The organism is Kitasatospora azatica KCTC 9699 (genome assembly GCF_000744785.1).
In the GTDB taxonomy this organism is placed as follows: domain Bacteria; phylum Actinomycetota; class Actinomycetes; order Streptomycetales; family Streptomycetaceae; genus Kitasatospora; species Kitasatospora azatica.
Genome location: NZ_JQMO01000003.1, coordinates 5475751 through 5492105, shown reverse-complemented (window position 1 = coordinate 5492105; position 16355 = coordinate 5475751). Strand labels below are relative to the sequence as shown.

General features: G+C 73.2%; 16 protein-coding genes and 2 pseudogenes. 13 read left to right on the top strand and 5 right to left on the bottom strand.

What is annotated here, in order from left to right:
• Positions 1 to 3: 3 nt before the first annotated feature.
• Positions 4 to 933: an NAD-dependent epimerase/dehydratase family protein gene (locus BR98_RS34930; RefSeq protein ID WP_035851408.1), complete on the top strand. Its 930-nt coding sequence runs from the start codon at positions 4 to 6 to the stop codon at positions 931 to 933.
• A gap of 22 nt (positions 934 to 955) precedes the next feature.
• Here BR98_RS34930 and BR98_RS34925 read toward each other — a convergent pair whose 3' ends face one another.
• Positions 956 to 1834, bottom strand: coding sequence for an ABC transporter permease (locus tag BR98_RS34925; protein ID WP_083977366.1), 879 nt, complete (start codon positions 1832 to 1834; stop codon positions 956 to 958).
• Positions 1834 to 2790, bottom strand: a complete 957-nt coding sequence (locus BR98_RS34920; protein WP_035851406.1) for an ATP-binding cassette domain-containing protein — start codon at positions 2788 to 2790, stop codon at positions 1834 to 1836. Before BR98_RS34920 ends, BR98_RS34925 begins: the two co-directional genes overlap by 1 nt.
• Before the next feature lie 237 nt (positions 2791 to 3027).
• Between BR98_RS34920 and BR98_RS34915 the strand changes: the two genes are divergently transcribed.
• Positions 3028 to 4188 (top strand): cytochrome P450, encoded by a 1161-nt coding sequence (locus BR98_RS34915; RefSeq protein ID WP_051971261.1) that lies wholly within the window; start codon positions 3028 to 3030, stop codon positions 4186 to 4188.
• Positions 4185 to 4469 (top strand): ferredoxin, encoded by a 285-nt coding sequence (locus tag BR98_RS34910; protein WP_232247851.1) that lies wholly within the window; start codon positions 4185 to 4187, stop codon positions 4467 to 4469. Before BR98_RS34915 ends, BR98_RS34910 begins: the two co-directional genes overlap by 4 nt.
• Before the next feature lie 197 nt (positions 4470 to 4666).
• On the opposite strand, the gene BR98_RS34905 is transcribed toward BR98_RS34910, so the two are convergent.
• Positions 4667 to 6571, bottom strand: coding sequence for a Xaa-Pro dipeptidyl-peptidase (locus BR98_RS34905; RefSeq protein ID WP_051970892.1), 1905 nt, complete (start codon positions 6569 to 6571; stop codon positions 4667 to 4669).
• 55 nt (positions 6572 to 6626) lie between these two features.
• Here BR98_RS34905 and BR98_RS39925 point away from each other — a divergent pair.
• Both BR98_RS39925 and BR98_RS34900 read left to right on the top strand, forming a co-directional pair.
• Positions 6627 to 7238 (top strand): annotated as a pseudogene (locus BR98_RS39925) (molybdopterin cofactor-binding domain-containing protein); the annotation flags it as partial.
• Entirely contained in the window at positions 7239 to 7703 is a 465-nt protein-coding gene (locus BR98_RS34900; RefSeq protein ID WP_035854916.1) for a (2Fe-2S)-binding protein, read from the top strand.
• 55 nt (positions 7704 to 7758) lie between these two features.
• Here the strand turns inward: BR98_RS34900 and BR98_RS34895 are convergent, their stop codons facing one another.
• A complete protein-coding gene (locus BR98_RS34895; RefSeq protein ID WP_035854914.1) occupies positions 7759 to 8028 on the bottom strand; it encodes a DUF1876 domain-containing protein in 270 nt (89 codons plus the stop codon).
• Between the two features lie 193 nt (positions 8029 to 8221).
• Here BR98_RS34895 and BR98_RS36940 point away from each other — a divergent pair, with 193 nt between their 5' ends.
• The 6 genes and pseudogenes from BR98_RS36940 (at position 8222) to BR98_RS34865 (ending at position 13754) form a co-directional block, all read left to right on the top strand.
• Positions 8222 to 8725, top strand: a complete 504-nt coding sequence (locus BR98_RS36940; protein ID WP_051970890.1) for a hypothetical protein — start codon at positions 8222 to 8224, stop codon at positions 8723 to 8725.
• Positions 8726 to 8865: 140 nt separating this feature from the next.
• Positions 8866 to 9579 (top strand): class F sortase, encoded by a 714-nt coding sequence (locus BR98_RS34885; protein ID WP_083977364.1) that lies wholly within the window; start codon positions 8866 to 8868, stop codon positions 9577 to 9579.
• Between the two features lie 169 nt (positions 9580 to 9748).
• Positions 9749 to 10285, top strand: a pseudogene (locus BR98_RS34880) (AAA family ATPase); the annotation flags it as partial.
• 99 nt (positions 10286 to 10384) lie between these two features.
• A complete protein-coding gene (locus BR98_RS36935; RefSeq protein ID WP_051970885.1) occupies positions 10385 to 11179 on the top strand; it encodes a dienelactone hydrolase family protein in 795 nt (264 codons plus the stop codon).
• 39 nt (positions 11180 to 11218) lie between these two features.
• On the top strand, positions 11219 to 12793 hold the full coding sequence (locus tag BR98_RS34870; protein WP_035851404.1) for an alpha-amylase family glycosyl hydrolase: 1575 nt from the start codon (positions 11219 to 11221) through the stop codon (positions 12791 to 12793).
• An 85-nt stretch (positions 12794 to 12878) separates the two neighbouring features.
• The gene (locus BR98_RS34865) at positions 12879 to 13754 is read left to right on the top strand and encodes a polysaccharide deacetylase family protein (RefSeq protein ID WP_083977761.1); all 876 of its coding nucleotides are present in this window, start codon (positions 12879 to 12881) and stop codon (positions 13752 to 13754) included.
• 23 nt (positions 13755 to 13777) lie between these two features.
• On the opposite strand, the gene BR98_RS34860 is transcribed toward BR98_RS34865, so the two are convergent.
• A complete protein-coding gene (locus tag BR98_RS34860) occupies positions 13778 to 14596 on the bottom strand; it encodes an SDR family NAD(P)-dependent oxidoreductase (RefSeq protein ID WP_035851402.1) in 819 nt (272 codons plus the stop codon).
• 237 nt (positions 14597 to 14833) lie between these two features.
• On the opposite strand from BR98_RS34860, the gene BR98_RS34855 reads away from it, so the two are divergent.
• A complete protein-coding gene (locus BR98_RS34855; RefSeq protein ID WP_035851400.1) occupies positions 14834 to 15703 on the top strand; it encodes a 3-hydroxybutyryl-CoA dehydrogenase in 870 nt (289 codons plus the stop codon).
• A gap of 163 nt (positions 15704 to 15866) precedes the next feature.
• Positions 15867 to 16250 carry a DUF6221 family protein gene (locus BR98_RS34850; RefSeq protein ID WP_035851399.1) on the top strand — a complete coding sequence of 128 codons (384 nt, stop codon included), beginning with the start codon at positions 15867 to 15869 and terminating at the stop codon, positions 16248 to 16250.
• Positions 16251 to 16355: the final 105 nt, after the last annotated feature.

The following is a 16355-nucleotide window of genomic DNA, read 5'->3' as shown; positions in this document are numbered from 1 at the left end:
CACATGCGGGTACTCGTGGTCGGCGGGACAGGGTTCATCGGGCACCACGTCGTGGATCGACTGACCGACGGCGGCCACCAGGCCACCGTCCTCGCCCGATCCCCGAGACCCGGACTCGACCTCGTCCTCGGTGACGCCCAGCGGCTCACCGAGGACGAGTGGGCCCGACTGCTGGACGGCCACCAGGGCGTGGTCTTCGCGGCGGGGGCGGACGACCGCACGGTGCCGCGCCGCCCGGCCGAGGCCTACTTCACCGAGGCCAACGTCGAGCCGGTGCGGCGGCTGCTCTCCGCCGCCCGCCGGGTCGGCGTGGAGCAGGCGGTGCTGCACGGCTCGTACTTCACCGCGATCCACCGGCAGCGCCCCGAGCTTCGGCTGACGGACCGTCACCCGTACGTTCGCAGCCGGATGTTGCAGGCCGAGGCCGCCCGGAAGGCGGCCGGCGACGCGCTGCCGGTGGCCGTGCTGGAGATACCGTTCGTCTTCGGCGCCACCCCGGGACGGCGCCCGCTCTGGGCCCCGGCCGTGCCCTGGCTGGCCTCGCGCGCACCGCTGTTGGCCCCGCCCGGGGGTACCGCGGCGGTCACCGTGCGCTCGGTGGCGACCGCCACGGTCGACGCCCTGGAGCGCGGGCTCGGGACCGATCTCCCGGTCGCGGACGGCAACATGACCTGGCGTCAGCTGTTGATCCGATTCGCGGCAGCGGCCGGGCGACCGTACCCGGTCCGGGTCCGTCGGCTGCCGCCGAGCGCGCTGCGCGCGGTGCTGCGCGGTGTCGGCCTCGGGCACCGACTGCGCGGGCTGGAGGGCGGCCTGGACACCGAGCACCTCGCCGAGCTGCTCTGCGGCGAGCTCTACCTCGAGCCGACCGGGCGCGAGGACCTGGACGCCGCCCTGCGCGAGACCGTGGCGGCCTCGCGCGCGGCCGCGTAGCCCAGGACGGCACCCGCCCTCCTCAGGACAGCACCCGCCGTCTGAAGTTGCGCAGCCCGAGGCTGAGGAAGAGCACGCAGAAGCCGATCAGCACCGGGTAGACCACGTACAGGTGCATGTGCGAGGCGGCCGTCAGCCCCGCCCGCATGCCCTCGGCGATGTAGATCAGCGGGTTCACCAGCACCAGCGTCTGCAGCCACGGGAACCCGCCGACCTGCACCGCCGAGAGCCTGGTCCACTGGTAGTAGGTGCCGCCGAGGAAGACCAGCGGCAGCACCACGAAGCCGAACATCAGCCCGATGTTGCGCGGCTCGAAGGTGGTGCCGAGCACCAGCCCGAGCGAGGTCATCGCCAGGCAGGCCAGCGGGATCAGGGTGACCACCACCCACCAGTGCACCGACAGGTGCGCGTGCACCCCGGGCGCGTGCACCACCGCCGCGATCGGGAAGACCAGCACCGCCGAGATCATCCCCTGGGTGGCGCCGGAGAGCACCCGGGCCACCGCGACCAGCCAGAGCGGGCAGGGCGCCTGCACCCGGTCCTCGATCTCCCGGGTGTAGCCGAACTCCTGGGAGAGCTGGATGGCCACCGACTGGATGCCCTGGAACATGATGGTCACCGCCACCACCCCGGGCACCAGCACCGTCGCGAAGTCCGACTCGCCCTTGGTACCGCCGCCCGCACCGACGCCCTGGCCGATGGTCGGGAAGACGTAGAGGAAGACGAAGACCAGCAGCAGCGGCTGCATGATGGTCCGGCCGGCGAACTCGCCGAAGTGCTTGCGCAGCACCAGCAGGTCGCGCTGGATCAGCGCGCCGAGGGCCGAGCGGGCGGCGGCGAAGGCCGAGCGCGGCGGGCGCACGGTGAGCATCTGGTCGGTGAGCATCTCCTCGGTGGCCATCAGTCCCGCAGCTCCTTCCCGGTCAGGCTGATGAAGACGGTCTCCAGGGTCGGCTCGGCCACCGACAGGTCGGCCACCTCGAAGCCGCCGGACTCGGCCGCGCCCAGCACCCGGGGCAGCAGCCGGTCGGCGCCGCCGACCTTGACCTGCAGCTCCACCCCGCCGGGCAGCAGTCGGGTGCGGCCGACCCCGGCGACCTCCCTGACCAGCCGCTCGGCCAGCGCGGCGGGGTCGCCGGAGGCCTGCACGGTGACCACGGTGTCGGCCTCCACCGCCTGTTTCAGCGCGGCCGGGGTGTCCAGCGCCAGTACCCGGCCGTGGTCGATGATCGCCACCCGGTCGCAGAGCTGGTCGGCCTCCTCCATGTTGTGGGTGGTCAGCAGGATGGTCTGGCCCTCGGCGATCAGTCCGGCCAGGATCTCCCAGAGCGCCAGCCGGCTCTGCGGGTCCAGGCCCGCGGTGGGCTCGTCCAGGAAGAGCACGGCGGGCTGGTGGAAGATCGCCCGGGCCACCATCAGCCGCTGGGCCAGGCCGCCGGAGAGCGCGTAGACCGAGGCGTCGGCCCAGCGGCCCAGGTGGAAGCGGGCGAGCAGCTCGTCGGCGGTGCGGCGGGCGGCGCGGGCCGGGTAGCCGAAGAGCAGGCCGTGGAAGTAGAGGTTCTCCCGCACGGTCAGCGAGCGGTCCAGGGTGTTCTGCTGAGAGACCACCGCGATCACCTGTTTGACCAGGGTCGGTCGGCGCACCACGTCGATCCCGCCGATCCAGGCGGACCCCTCGGTCGGCACCACCCGGGTGGTCAGCATGCCCACGGTGGTGGTCTTGCCGGCGCCGTTGGGGCCGAGCAGACCGAACAGTTCGCCGTGCCGGACCTCCAGGTCCAGGCCGTCCACGGCGCGCGTCTCCGACTTCGGGTACACCTTGGTCAGCCCCGCCGTCCGGATCACCGCATCACGCATGGGCACCTCGCTCCCGAAGCCCTTCCTCCACGATCCTCCCGCTGGCTGCGCGCGGCAAACCCGGCGCACGTGCGACTCCTGCGCACGCCCCCAACTTCCCGGCTACGCCCTCTGGTTGACTGGCGATCGGCCGTTTACCGTCGGTAGCAAGGCCTACCGCCAGGAGGAACTGTGTCCCTCGACCACAGCGACGCGCCGAGCGCCGAGCCGCTGATCCCGCTGCACTGCCTGCGCGCCATGGAAGCCGGTCCGCCGATGCTCACCGCGCTGCGCACCGGCACCCCGGTCTGGCTGGTCCGCCGCCATGCGGACGTCCGCCAGGTGCTCACCGACCCGCGGCTGAACCGGGCCCACCTCTACGCTCCCGACGCCCCCGCGCTCACCCCCTACCCGAACCTGCTGGACGATCCGCAGAGCCTGCTGAACCTGGACGGCCCCGACCACCAGCGGCTGCGCCGCACCGTCCAGCGCGCCTTCACCCCCCGGGCCATCGCCCGCTGGCGGCCCTGGGTCGCCTCGGTGGTCGAGGACCTGCTCAACCAGCTGACCGACGCCCACCAGCCCGGAGCGGACGAGCAGCCGCTCGACCTTGTCGCCACCTTCACCCGCCCGCTGCCAGTGGCGGTGATCAGCCGGTTGATGGGCCTGGACGGACTCGACCTCAAGCGGCTGGCCTACTGGAGCGACCACGCGCTGGCCACCTCCGCCTACACGCCGCGCCAAGTCCAGGACGCGATGCAGGACTTCGGCGCCTTCGGAGCCGCCCTGGTGGCCCAGCGCCGGGCCGAGCCGGGCGATGACCTGGTCAGCTCGCTGGTCCAGGCCGCCGACCAGGAAGCCGAGGTGACGGAGCATCAGATCGTCATGCTGACCATCGGCCTGGTGGTGGGCGGCCACGAGACCACGATGACCACCCTCGGCAACGCGCTGGTCTACCTGCTCACCGAGGGCCGGGACGACTGGCAGCGGCTGGCCGGGGACGAGGCGCAGGCCTCGGTGGCGGCCGAGCAGCTGCTGCGCAGCATCCCGCTCGGCGACGCGGAGGTGCTGCCCGGGCTGCTCCGCCGGGCCACCCAGGACGTGGAGATCGGCGGGGTGCTGATCCCGGCGGGCAGTGTGGTGGCCGCCGACACCGTCAGCGCCAACCAGGACCCGGCGGTCTACCCGGAGAACTGGCGGGCCGGGCTGTTCGAGCCGCCCGGCACCCCGCACCTGACCTTCGGCGCCGGCCCGCACCACTGCCTGGGCTCCTGGCTGGCCCGGATGGAGCTGGAGCTGGCCCTGCACCGGCTGGCCCGACGGCTGCCCCAGCTGCGGCTGACCGTGCCGCCGGACGGGATCGACTGGCGGCGAGGCCTGCTCACCCGCAGCCCGCAGTCCCTCCCGGTCACCTGGTGAGCGCCGAACCGTCGGACCCGAACGCGGCGGACCTGGGCGCGGCGGACCCGGGCGGGCCGGACCTGGTGGTCACCGTCGACCGCGGTCGCTGTGTGGGCACCGGGCTCTGCGCCTCCACCGCGCCCGCCGACCTGGCGCTCGGCGAGGACGGCCGGGCCCGCCCGCGCCGCGAGCGCACCGACGCGCACGAGGCGGTGGTCGAGGCCGCCGAGCTCTGCCCGATGGAGGCGATCGCGGTGCACCGGGCGAGCACCGGGGAGCTGGTGGCGCCCGACTGGTGACGGCTCGGGCGGCCCGCGGAGCGTGGCCGCGGTGACGATCACTCAAATCGGCGCGCGCTGAGCCTGGCCGGCAAGCGGCCGGCCGGGTACCACGCGGTGGCCTTCGGCCGGCTGGCCGACCTGGGCCGGGTCGCCCTGCTCGGCCCGGCGGTCCGCCGCCGGGCCGAGCAGGGCCGGCTCTTCTTATCGGTTGGGAACTAGCCGAGCAGCCGGGGCTGGTGTCCGGTCAGGACGTGGTGCGGGAGTGCGGCCGGCTCGCCGCCGCCGGTCAGCCGGGCCGCACCGCCCACCAGCGGGAGCTGCAGCGAGGAGGCGGCCAGGTCCACGGTGACCGTCGGGCGGGTGTCCGGCGGGTCGACCAGGCCGTTGTCGGTGCCCGCCAGGATCAGCGCCAGCCGGTGTCCGGCGGGCACCACGTGGTCGGTGGCCGCCAGGTGCACGGTCATCCGGTACGGCGCGCCGGGGGTGAGTGCGACGCCGTGGTCGAGCGAGGCGTAGTGGCCGAGGTCGGCCCAGCCCCGGCTGAACACGGTGGCGTCCACCTGGGCGGTGGCGGCGGCGGTGTCCAGGAAGCAGGCGCTGTCACCGGTCGTGCTCTGCCCCCAGCAGGAGCGGGTGCCAAGGGTGTTGATGCCCTCGCCGGTCCCCTGGTAGTCGCGGACGGTGGCCGCGCCCAGGTCCACCAGCACCGCGCTGAGGTGGGCGCTGCTGGTGCTGGAGCTGACCGTCAGGGTGACCGAGCCGCTGCCGGAGAGCCGCAGGTCCTGGCCGAGCACGCCGGTGCTGAGCACCGTCTTGTCGGGAGTGCTCAGGTCCGCGTCGGCGGCCCAGGCGTTCTCGTCCCGGCTCGGGTCGTCGGTGAAGGAGGCCGTCCCGCTGTTGGAACTTCCGCCGAGTGCACCCGGGTTGAGGTGCACGGTGGTCTGCGCGGTACCGGGCGCGGGCCATCGGGCGTCCTGGGTCCACTGGTCGGGGGCCCGCTCGATGTCGGCCATCGGCTCGGTCTCGATCCCGTTGGCCACGCCCAGCAGGTAGTGGTCGAACCAGCGGTGCAGGGTGTCCACCCAGGCGCCGCGCCGGAAGTCGAACGGGTCGACGTGCCCGGTCTGCGAGAGCCAGATCTTGCGCTCCACCCCGCGCGCCGCCAACGCGTCCCACCACTGGCCGAAGTTGACGGTCCGCACGTTGAGGTCCTGCATGCCGTGCACCAGCAGGACGCTGGCCCGCACCTGGTTCGCCGAGGCCAGGTAGTCGCGCTGCTGCCACAGCGGTGTCCAGTCCCCGCTGTAGGGGGCGCCGGCCGCGAGCGCGCTCTGCTGGGCGGCGCAGCGCGCGGTGGTGGCCTGGTCCTCGACGTAGCCGGCCAGGTCGGCCGGGGTGCCGCCGTAGAGCGGGGCGCCCTGGGAGCGGTAGTAGTCGTACCAGGAGCTGATCGCGGAGATCGGGACCACGGTCTTCAGGCCGGCGACGCCGGTGGCGGCGACCCCGTTGGCGATGGTGCCGTCCCAGGACTTGCCGATCATACCGACGCTGCCGTTGCTCCAGCCGGCCGGCACCGGGCTGCCGCCGGTGCGTGAACTGTGGCCGACCGCATGTCCGTTGAGCCAGTCGACCACCGCCTTGGCGCTGGTCACGTCGGACCTTCCGCCGACGTCCACGCAGCCGTCCGAGCGGTTGGTCCCGGCCAGGTCGACCAGCACCACGGCGTAGCCGCGCGGGACGAAGTAGTTGTCGTAGAAGAGCGGGAACTGGATCGGGCGCCCCTGGGCGTCGTAGGTCTTCAGTTGGCTCTCGTTACCGCGGCCGCAGCAGGAGTAGTAGGGGCTGGCATCCATGATCACCGGGACCTTGCGGCCGGCGGCGGCCGGTTCGCTCGGGCGGATGATGTCGGCGGCCACCCGGTCGGTCCTGCCGTTGCCGTCCCCGTCGAGGCCGGTGTCGACCCAGACGGTCTCGCGGACGGCGTGCGCATAGGAGTAGACGGGCTGGCTGGCACCGCCGTGCACGGTGCCGGCGGGCGCGGCGGCCCAGGCGGTACCGGCCGGCCCGAGCAGCGCGAGCAGAAGGGTGGCGACGACGGCCACCAGCGGGAAGCGTCTCATGGGCAGGGAACGTACCCAGACATGTCCATGTTGACTCGTCAGTCGGCCACTCCCTATGCTCGGCTTCTCCCCACCATCACCACGAGCAAGGGGCGCCCCCATCACCACCCCGCATCCCGATCGGCGCCGCTTCCTCACCTACCTGGTGGCCGCCCCGACGCTGGCGATCGGCGCCTCCCTGGCAGTTGACGAGCCGTCAGCCCAGGCCGCGATTCCCAGCCTGCCGGGCATCCCCGATGTGCTGGACCTCGGCGACGCGTTGATCCTGGCCGGCCTGCCGACCTCCAGCCTGCTGGTGCTGCAGCTGACCGCCGACGGCCGGGTGCTGCTCCAACTCCCGCGCCTGGAGGTCGGGCAGGGCCTGACCACCGACGAGTTGGACGCCCGGCTCACCGATGTGGGGGTCCGACTCAGCGACGCCCGACCGGAGCTGCTCTTCAACCAGCTGACCGGCGCCTCCAACTCGGTCCGCTCGCTGTACACCCCGGTCCGGGCGGCGGCCGCCGCCGCTCGGGCCCGGCTGGTCACCGCCGCCGCCCGCCAGTGGGGCCTGGCCGCCGGCTCGCTGCGCACCCGGGACAGCGCGGTGCTGGCCCCCGACGGACGCACTCTCGGCTTCGCCCAACTCGCCGCCCTCGCGGCCGCCGTCACCGTCAGGACTCGAGCCATGCCTGTCTACAACTTTGTCCTCAACGGACAGCCGGTCAGCGTCGACGCCCCCGGCGACATGCCGCTGCTCTGGGTGCTGCGCGACAAGCTCGGCGTCACCGGCCCCAAGTACGGCTGCGGGGTGGGCGTCTGCCGGGCCTGTACCAGCCACCTGGACGGTGCCGAGGTGCAGCCGTGCACGGTGGCCGTGCAGGACTGCGCGGGCCGCCAGGTCACCACCATCGAGGGGTTGGCCACCGGCGAGCAGCTGCACCCGGTCCAACAGGCCTGGATCGACTGCGATGTGGCGCAGTGCGGCTTCTGCCAGCCCGGCCAGATCATGACCGCGGTCGCCCTGCTGCGCAAGAACCCGCAGCCGAGCGACGCGGACATCGACCAGATCCAGAACGTCTGCCGCTGCGGCACCTACGCCCGGATCCGCGCGGCGATCAAGCTGGCCGCCGCGCGGGGTCCGATCAGCTGAGCCACGACGGGCAGCTGAATCACAGGGGGTAGCTGAACCACAGCGGGCAGCTGGACTACAGCGGGTAGCTGGGCACCGCTCCCATCTCGTCGATCTCGGTGTGGGCCTTGTCCAGCAGCTGCCTGGCCAGCGCCTGCAACGCCCGGGCCGTCGCGACCTCCTCGCCCACCCGCAGCTGTTCCGGGTCCGCGGGGTGCCTGCTGGTGTCGCCGCGGGCCCGCAGCTCGCGCCCGTCCGGGAGCCTGAGCAGGGCGGCCGCCGTCGTGTGCGGGCCCTCCTCGGCGAACTCCACCTCGATGTGCCATCCGACCAGCGTCTTTGTCATCGCCAACACCTCCACCACGTACCCCCTCCAGGATGCACCCGGCGGGGCCGACTGGCCGTGGCGTCACACGTTCGCACGCTGTGTAGTGGCAGCGGAGCGCTGCGCGACCGACGGTGGAGCAGGCGCCCCGGATGTCCCCCTGGCCGACGACTGTCGGCCCGTCCGGGCTGCGCCGTCGAAGGGATTCCCACTCATGCTTCGTGCACACCGGCTTGCCGCCGCGACCTTGACCGCCGCCGCTCTGAGCCTGGCCCCCGCCGCCCTCGCCTTCGCCGACACGGCGCCCGGCGTGCCCGCCGACCGGCCGATCACCTCCGTACCGGCCGACCGGCCGATCAGCTCGGTGCCGATGGACAAGCCCGCCGACCTGGACGCGACCAAGTCCACGGACAAGGGCCTGGACAAGAGCACCGACAAGAGCTCCGAGAAGAGCACCGACAAGGGCACGGAGAAGGGCTCCGACAAGAGCACTGACAAGAGCTCCGAGAAGAGCTGGGAGAAGGACAAGTCCAGCGACAAGGACAAGAGTTGGAGCGACGCCGAGCGGCGCCCGCACGGCGGCGTGCACACCGGCGGCGGCTTCGGCGCCCTCGGCGACGCCAGCATGACCACCGGCGCGGTGCTGCTGGCCGGTGGCCTCGGCGTGGGCGCGCTGGCGCTGCGTCGGCGCAAGCCGTCCAGCAACCGGGCGGCCTGACCCGGCCCAGCCCGTCCAGCCGCCGTGCCCCGCCCCGTCCCGGCGGGGCACGGCGGCTGCCTCCCCCGCCCCGTCCCGGCGGGGCACGGCGGCTGCCTCCCCCGCCCCGCTCCCCCGGCCTCCCGCAGAAAGGCACGTCCATGGGCAACCCCGTCCCGCCGACCGACGACCCGCCGCCGCTCGGCTCTGGGCTGAGCCCGCGCCGCCGGAACGTCCTGTTCGCCGCCCTGGGCGCCTGCCTGATCGGCCTGCTGCTGATCCACCGCTCCGAGCAGCCGCGCTCCCCGCTCCCGCCGCGCCAGCCAACCGCCGCTCAGGCCGTCGCCTCCCCCAGCGCGCCGCTCTCCCCCTCCGCCGGCGCCAAGCGGACCACCCCCGCCGTGGTGGTCCCCGACGCGCACCCCAACCGGATCAGCATCCCCGCCATCGGCGTCAACGCCCCCTTCACCCAGGTGGACCTGGACCCGAACGGCGTGCTGAACCCGCCGCCGGCGAACGACACCAACCTGGTCGGCTGGTACAAGGGCGGCACCGTGCCGGGCAACAAGGGCCCGGCGATCGTGCTCGGCCACGTCGACACCGCGACCGCCCCCGCCGTCTTCTGGGGCCTCAGCGCACTGACCCCCGCCAGCAGCGTGGACATCGCCCGGGACGACGGCGTGACCGCCACCTTCACCGTGGACAGCGTGGAGGTCTTCGCCAAGGACGCCTTCCCCGACGACCGGGTCTACGGCAAGACCGCCGACGCCCAGCTGCGCCTGATCACCTGTGGCGGCGCCTACGACCGCCAGCGCGGCGACTACACCGCCAACGTGGTGGTCTTCGCCCATCTGAGCGGCCTGCGCGAGACCTGAGGCCTTCGGCCTGCGCGAGACCCCGGGCGTACCTGAGCCGAGCGCCACCGCCGGTCCGTACGGTTCCGGCGCGCCGCTTGTCCCCTGCGGCGCGCGCCGTGCCCGGCCACCCGCCCCTACCGTCGGGCCACCAACCGACGCGAGGGGCGGTTCCACATGAGCCGGCTGCACCGGCGAGACCACCTTCGCCCGAGCCATCGCCTCCCGGCTCGGCTGGCCGTTCGTGGAGCTGCTGCCCTCCCGGCTGGCCGACCAGGGCAACCTGGCCGCCGCGCTGCGCGAAGCCTTCGCCCGGGTCGGCCGGTTGGAGCGGGTGCTGGTCTGCGCCACCAACTCGATCCGCTCGCTCGACCCGGCCTTCCTGCGTCCCGGCCGGTTCGACTACCCGGTGCCGATCGGCACCCCCGACCCGGCCGCCCGGGCCGCGATCTGGCGCCGCTACGCGGCGGACCGGGCGGGCGTGGAGCTGGACGTGCTGGTCGCCGCCAGCGAGCTGTTCACCCCGGCCGACATCGAGCACGCCGCGCGCGGCGCCGCCCAGGCCGCCTTCGAACGCGACCTGGCCCGTCCGGCGCCCGGCGCGCCGCAGACCGCCGGCGCCACCACCGAGGACCACCTCGCGGCGATCGCCCGCTGCCGTCCCACGGTCACCCCGGCGCTGGTCGAGGAGTTCACCGCGGACATCGCCTCGCACGCCCGGATCTGACCGAGCGTGCAGTGCCATTGACGCGGTCCGCCGCCGCTTCCTAGCGTGGCTGCACGAGGGCGCGCAGCACGGCGCGCCCGAGTCGTCACGGGGGACACCATGCTGCGCACCATCGGGGTATTACTGGCCGTGGGCCTGCTGGCGGGCTGCGGCTCGCCGTCCAACGGCGACGGCGTTGCCCGCCCCTTGCACCCGGGCCCGACCCCGCCGCTGTCGTCCTCGGACTTCAGCCCCACACCCCCGCGCAAGACCAGCGCCACCTACGGCTGCCTCACCCAGGACGAGGCCCTGCAGGGCTCCTACTCGCTGCCCACCGACAGCGGCTCGCTGGACGCCTACCTGCGCGACCCCGGCCCCGATCCGGCCAAGACCGTGCTCGTCTTCTCCCACCAGGCCGGCGGCGACCTGTGCGAGTGGCAGCCGCACTGGGCCGACTTCAGCAAGGCCGGCTACGGCATCCTGGCCTTCAACTCCGGTGGCGGACAAGGTGAGATCGCGACCGTGGTCCGCTACCTGGCCCAGCGCGGCGCCAGCAGGGTGGTGCTGGTCGGCGCCTCCAAGGGCGGCACCGCCTCGCTGGTCGCCGCCGTACAGCCGCTGGCGCTGCCGGTGCAGGCCGTGGTCGCGCTCAGCGCCCCGGTGGTCTACCACGGCGACGACGCCGGCAAGGCCGTGGCCAACCTGAAGATTCCCGGGTTCTTCGCCGCCGAAATGGACGACATGCCGTTCCGGGACAACATCCACACGCTCTACATGGCCTCCCCCGACGGCAACAAGGTGCTCAAGCTCTACAACGGGAGCCGGCACGGCGCCCTGCTGCTGGACGACGGCGGGCTGCGCGACGTGCTGGACTTCCTGGCGAAGTACGCCCCGCTGTCCCCACCGTCCCCCTGATCCTGATCCCGATCCAGCTGATCCACGGAGGCCGCGCCCATGACCGACCGTCAGTCCGTACCGAGTTGGCTCGCCGAGGCCGTGCTCTACCAGATCTACCCGCAGTCCTTCGCCGACTCGAACGGCGACGGCATCGGTGACCTGCCCGGGATCACGGCGCACCTGGACCACCTGGCCGAGCTCGGGATCACCGCGGTCTGGCTGAGCCCGTGCTTCGCCTCCGAGTTCGGCGACGCCGGCTACGACGTGGCCGACTACCTGAGCATCGCCCCGCGCTACGGCAGCAACGCGGACCTCGCCGCGCTGGTCGCGGCGGCCGACGAGCGCGGCATCCGGGTGCTGCTCGACCTGGTGCCCGGGCACACCTCGCACCGGCACCCGTGGTTCCAGCAGTCCGCCCAGGACCCGGCCGACGACCGCTACATCTGGTCGGACCGGATCACCGCCCCGGTGCACGAGTGGATCCCCAACCAGGGCCGGCGCGGCGGCTTCTACCGGGCCAACTTCTACCCGATCCAGCCCGCGCTCAACTTCGGCTACGCCCGCCCGGACCCGGCCGAGCCCTGGCGCAGCTCGGTCGACGACCCCGGTCCGCGGGCCAACCGGGAGGCGCTGCGCCAGATCATGGCGCACTGGTTCGAACTCGGCGTCGCGGGCTTCCGGGTGGACATGGCCGCCTCGCTGGTCAAGGACGACCCGGGGCAGCTGGAGACCGCCAAACTCTGGGGCGAGATGCGCTCCTGGCTGGACAAGCACTATCCCGACCGGGTGTTGATCGCCGAGTGGGGCGATCCGGCCCGTTCCGTCCCCGCCGGGCTGCACTCCGACTTCTTCCTGCACTTCAACGGGCGCGGTCTGCGCTCGCTCTGGGACAACGGCACCGGCAGCCAGGGCTCCTGGGCACACGGCGAGCCCTGCTACTTCGACGCGGCCGGCGCCGGCTCCACGGCGGAGTTCCTGACCGCCTGGCAGCAGGCCGACGCCGCCATCGACGGCCGCGGCCTGGTCGCGCTGCCGACCGCCAACCACGACTTCTCCCGGCTGGTCTGCGGCCCGCGCACCCGCGAGCAGGCGGCCTGTGCCTTCGCCTTCCTGCTCAGCTGGCCGACCCTGCCGGTGATCTACTACGGCGACGAGATCGGCATGCGGTTCGTGCCCGGGCTGCCGGAGAAGGAGGGCAGCCAGTTCGGCACCGAGGCCCGGCAGGGCTCGCGGACCCCGATGCAGTGGGACGCCTCGGTGAACGCCGGGTTCTCCACCGCCGACCCGGGCGTGCTCTACCTGCCGCTGGACCCGGACCCGGCACGGCCCGACGTCGCCGCGCAGCGGGCCGACCCCGACTCGCTGCTGAACCAGGTGCGCCGGCTGATCCGGCTGCGCCGCGACACCCCCGAGCTCGGGACGGGTGCCGAGGTGACCGTGCTCGGGTCCGGTTACCCGTTCGCCTACGTGCGCGGTGGCACCCATCTGGTGGTGGTGAACCCGCGCCGGGAGCCGGCGGAGCTCGCGGTGCCCTCGGTGTCGGACGCGGTGCCGCTGCTGGTCGAAGGGGTCGAGGTGGCGGCGGGCAGGGTCCGGGCGGCCGGGTTCTCGTACGGGATCTTCCGGGTCTGACGGCCCGCCGGCCGAGGTCCACCAGCGAGGTCCGACACGCGGGCCCGAATCGCCACAGCCTCCCGTCATATTTATGCTGTCGGCGATGAGTGTCGACCGCCGCAGGATTCTGCGCACCACCGCCCAGCTGGCCACCCTGACCGCGGCCGGCGGCCTGCTCGCGGGCTGCGGCCAGGAAGCCGCCACCGGCGCCGGTGGCCCGCACGGCGCCACGCCGCAGCCGGCCGCCGGGACCGGCACGACCGCGTTGACGCCCAATATGATCCCGAGCGCCACGGCCACCCCCTCGGCCACGCCCAGCCCGACGCCGACCCCGACGCCGAGCCTGACCCTCCCGGTCCTGCCGCCGCTGGCCGCCGGCACCCCGCCCGAGGTGGTCAACGGCCCGGCGAACCGCCCGCAGGTGGCGCTGACCTTCCACGGCCAGGGCGACCCCAAGCTGGCCACCGCCCTGCTGGACGCCGCCGAGCAGCACGGCGCCAAGGTCACCGTGCTGGTGGTCGGCAGCTGGCTGGACCAGCAGCCGCAGATGGCCCAGCGGATCCTGGCCGGCGGCCACGAGCTGGGCAACCACACCCAGAACCACCTGGACATCTCCTCGATGTCCCCGGACCAGGCCTACGCCGAGATCGCCGGCTGCGCGGACCGGCTGAAGGCGCTGACCGGCTCGATCGGCCGATGGTTCCGCCCCTCCGCCGCGCAGTTCGCCACCGCGCAGATCAAGGAACAGGCCCGCAAGGTCGGCTACGAGCACTGCCTGTCCTTCAACGTGGACCCGCGCGACTACGCCGACCCCGGCGCGGAGGCGGTGCAGCGCCGGATACTCGGGTCGGTCAAGGCCGGTTCGATCGTCGCGCTGCACATGGGGCACCAGGGCACGGTGGACGCGCTGCCGGCCGTGCTGACCGCGCTGCAGCAGCGCGGTCTCAGCGCCGTGACGGCCAGCCAGCTCTGCTCCTGACCCGCCGCCACCCCGTCACCCCGTCACAGCAGCGGGTCGTCCTCCCCGTACGGGCGCAGCCGCAGCGTGCGGGCGTCCTTGGCCTTGATCTCCTCGGCCATTGCGACCAGTTGCTGCAGGTCGTCCCGCCCCGCGTGGACGAACCGCCCGTGCAGCGCGTCGAACCGCCCGCGCGCGGTGTCCACCACGACCGCCACCATGTACGGCAGGCTGTTCCACTCCTTCATGTCGGCGAACATCGGCATCCGCGCCGTCATGTCGGTGGCCACCGCACCGGGGCTGATGTCCAGCACCACCACGTGGTGGGCGGCCAGCGAATCGGCGATGTTGTCGGAGAGCTGGAGCAGGGCGCCCTTGGAGGTGGCGTAGGCCGTGTAGTGGCCGTCCGGGCGCAGCGCGAAGCCGGAGTTGAGGTTGAGGATCCGGCCGCGCCGCCGCTCGACCATGCCGGGCAGCACACTGCGCATCAGGTTGAACGGGCCGCGCAGGTTGACCTCGAGCACCTGCCACCACTGGGTCGGGTCCACCTCCCAGATCGGCACCTCGGCGCGGTCGACCTGGCCCGCGTTGTTGACCAGCAGGTCGATCGGGCCGAGGTCGCGCTCAACGCTGCGCACCGCCTCACGCACCGCGCCCGGGTGTGCCACGTCGGCGGTCACCGCGATGCCCTTGGCGCCCTGTTTGACGCAGGCCTTGAGGGTGTCGGTCAGCGTCTGCAGGGTGCGCCCGACCAGCCCGACCGCCATGCCCTCGGCGGCCAGGCCGAGCGCGATCTCCCGCCCGATCCCCCGCCCGGCCCCGGTGATCAGGGCCACCTGTCCCTCCAGCGTGCCGCTGCGCATTGCAGCTCCCTCCACCCCGTACCGGCTCCGCGGACCCCTCGGCCCCGTACACCCGGCCAGCATGCGCCCCGCCCGGCCGCGGTGCGCTCGGCCACACGGGCGAGCCTGTGGCCGTCATTCGAACGGCGTAATGATCAATTGAGTGGGGCACCTGGCACCGCTCCGGGTGCCAAGTAGTACGGTCGATCGACATGGGCGGCGACCCCGCCCGGCTGGAAACCCGGAAAGGCAAGTGGAGTGAGCGACATCGCGCGCGTCGGAGTGGTCGGCTGCGGTCTCATGGGATCGGGAATCGCCGAGGTCTTCGCCCGGGCCGGACTGGACGTCCTGGTCTCGGAAGCCACCGGAGAGGCGCTGGAGTTCGGCCGTGCCCGGGTGACCAACTCGCTGGAGACCGCGGTCACGCGGGGCAAGCTCACCCCCGAGGCGCGGGACGAGGCGCTGGGCCGGCTCAGCTTCACCACCGACCTGGCCGACTTCGCGGACCGCGACCTGGTGGTCGAGGCGGTCGCCGAGCGCGAGGACATCAAGATCCAGATCTTCCAGACCCTCGACCAGGTGATGACCCGCCGGGACGCGGTGCTGGCCTCCAACACCTCCTCGATCCCGATCGTCAAGCTCGCGGCGGCCACCAGCCGGCCCGAGCAGGTGATCGGCCTGCACTTCTTCAACCCGGCCCCCGTGCAGCGCCTGGTCGAGGTGATCCCCACCCTGACCACCTCCGCCGAGACCACCGCCCGGGTCGAGGCCTTCGCCGTGCAGGTGCTCGGCAAGGAGCCGATCCGCGCGCGCGACCGGGCCGGTTTCGTGGTCAACGCCCTGCTGGTCCCGTACCTGCTCTCCGCGGTCCGGATGTTCGAGTCGGGCGTGGCCACCGCCGCCGACATCGACAAGGGCATGGAGGCCGGCTGCGCCCACCCCATGGGCCCGCTGCGGCTGTGCGACCTGATCGGCCTGGACACCATCGCCTCGATCGCCGACTCGATGTACGAGGAGTACAAGGAGCCGCTGTACGCCGCTCCCCCGCTGCTCTCCCGGATGGTCGACGCCGGCCTGCTCGGCCGCAAGTCCGGCCGCGGCTTCTACGACTACACCGCGAAGGCCTGACCAGCCGGTGCGGACCGGCGGCTGTCATCGCGCCGGTCCGCACCGCTCGGTACCGCACAGCTCGACACCACGCAGCTCGGTACCACACAGCTCGGCATCGCACCGCTCGGCATCGCACCGCTCGGCATCGCACCGCTCGGCATCGCTTCCGGAGGAGCCCCAAGTGGCCCACGCACTCTCGGAGTTCCTGCTCGCGCGGCTCGCCGACCGGGAGCGCACGGCCCGCGCGGCGGGCGACCGGGTGATCCACCTGTCCATCGACGGCACGGTCCGGCAGGACCCCGAGCCGGGCGGCGAACGGGTCACCTGGTGGCAGCAGGCGTACCACCCGGCCCAGGAGCTGGCCACCACGACCGCCCTGCGCAGCATCCTCGACCTGCACCGGCCGGGGTACCGGGTCCGCGCCGACCGTAGCCGGGCCGAGGCCGACGAGCCGTTCTGCGAGGCCTGCTTCGGCGAACCGCACCCGTGCCCCACCCTGCGCCTGCTGGCGCTGCCCTACCGCGACCACCCGGACTACCGGTCGGAGTGGGAGCCCGACGCCTGAACCAACGGAGGCCATCGGCAACCGACTTGTCATCAAGGCGTCACTCCCGCCGGGTGTCGAACCCGCGCCGCACGGTGGTGTGCTGAAAGCCAGTCACCAGCCGTA

Bases quoted from the DNA above. Each gene is read 5' to 3' on its own strand.
- BR98_RS34870 (WP_035851404.1), top strand. From the start codon at position 11,219: ATGACCGACCGTCAGTCCGTACCGAGTTGGCTCGCCGAGGCCGTGCTC.
- BR98_RS34920 (WP_035851406.1), bottom strand. From the start codon at position 2,790: ATGCGTGATGCGGTGATCCGGACGGCGGGGCTGACCAAGGTGTACCCG.
- BR98_RS34930 (WP_035851408.1), top strand. From the start codon at position 4: ATGCGGGTACTCGTGGTCGGCGGGACAGGGTTCATCGGGCACCACGTC.
- BR98_RS34860 (WP_035851402.1), bottom strand. From the start codon at position 14,596: ATGCGCAGCGGCACGCTGGAGGGACAGGTGGCCCTGATCACCGGGGCC.
- BR98_RS34865 (WP_083977761.1), top strand. From the start codon at position 12,879: ATGAGTGTCGACCGCCGCAGGATTCTGCGCACCACCGCCCAGCTGGCC.
- BR98_RS34900 (WP_035854916.1), top strand. From the start codon at position 7,239: ATGCCTGTCTACAACTTTGTCCTCAACGGACAGCCGGTCAGCGTCGAC.
- BR98_RS34905 (WP_051970892.1), bottom strand. From the start codon at position 6,571: ATGAGACGCTTCCCGCTGGTGGCCGTCGTCGCCACCCTTCTGCTCGCG.
- BR98_RS34885 (WP_083977364.1), top strand. From the start codon at position 8,866: ATGGGCAACCCCGTCCCGCCGACCGACGACCCGCCGCCGCTCGGCTCT.
- BR98_RS36935 (WP_051970885.1), top strand. From the start codon at position 10,385: ATGCTGCGCACCATCGGGGTATTACTGGCCGTGGGCCTGCTGGCGGGC.
- BR98_RS34925 (WP_083977366.1), bottom strand. From the start codon at position 1,834: ATGGCCACCGAGGAGATGCTCACCGACCAGATGCTCACCGTGCGCCCG.
- BR98_RS34915 (WP_051971261.1), top strand. From the start codon at position 3,028: ATGGAAGCCGGTCCGCCGATGCTCACCGCGCTGCGCACCGGCACCCCG.
- BR98_RS36940 (WP_051970890.1), top strand. From the start codon at position 8,222: ATGCTTCGTGCACACCGGCTTGCCGCCGCGACCTTGACCGCCGCCGCT.
- BR98_RS34895 (WP_035854914.1), bottom strand. From the start codon at position 8,028: ATGACAAAGACGCTGGTCGGATGGCACATCGAGGTGGAGTTCGCCGAG.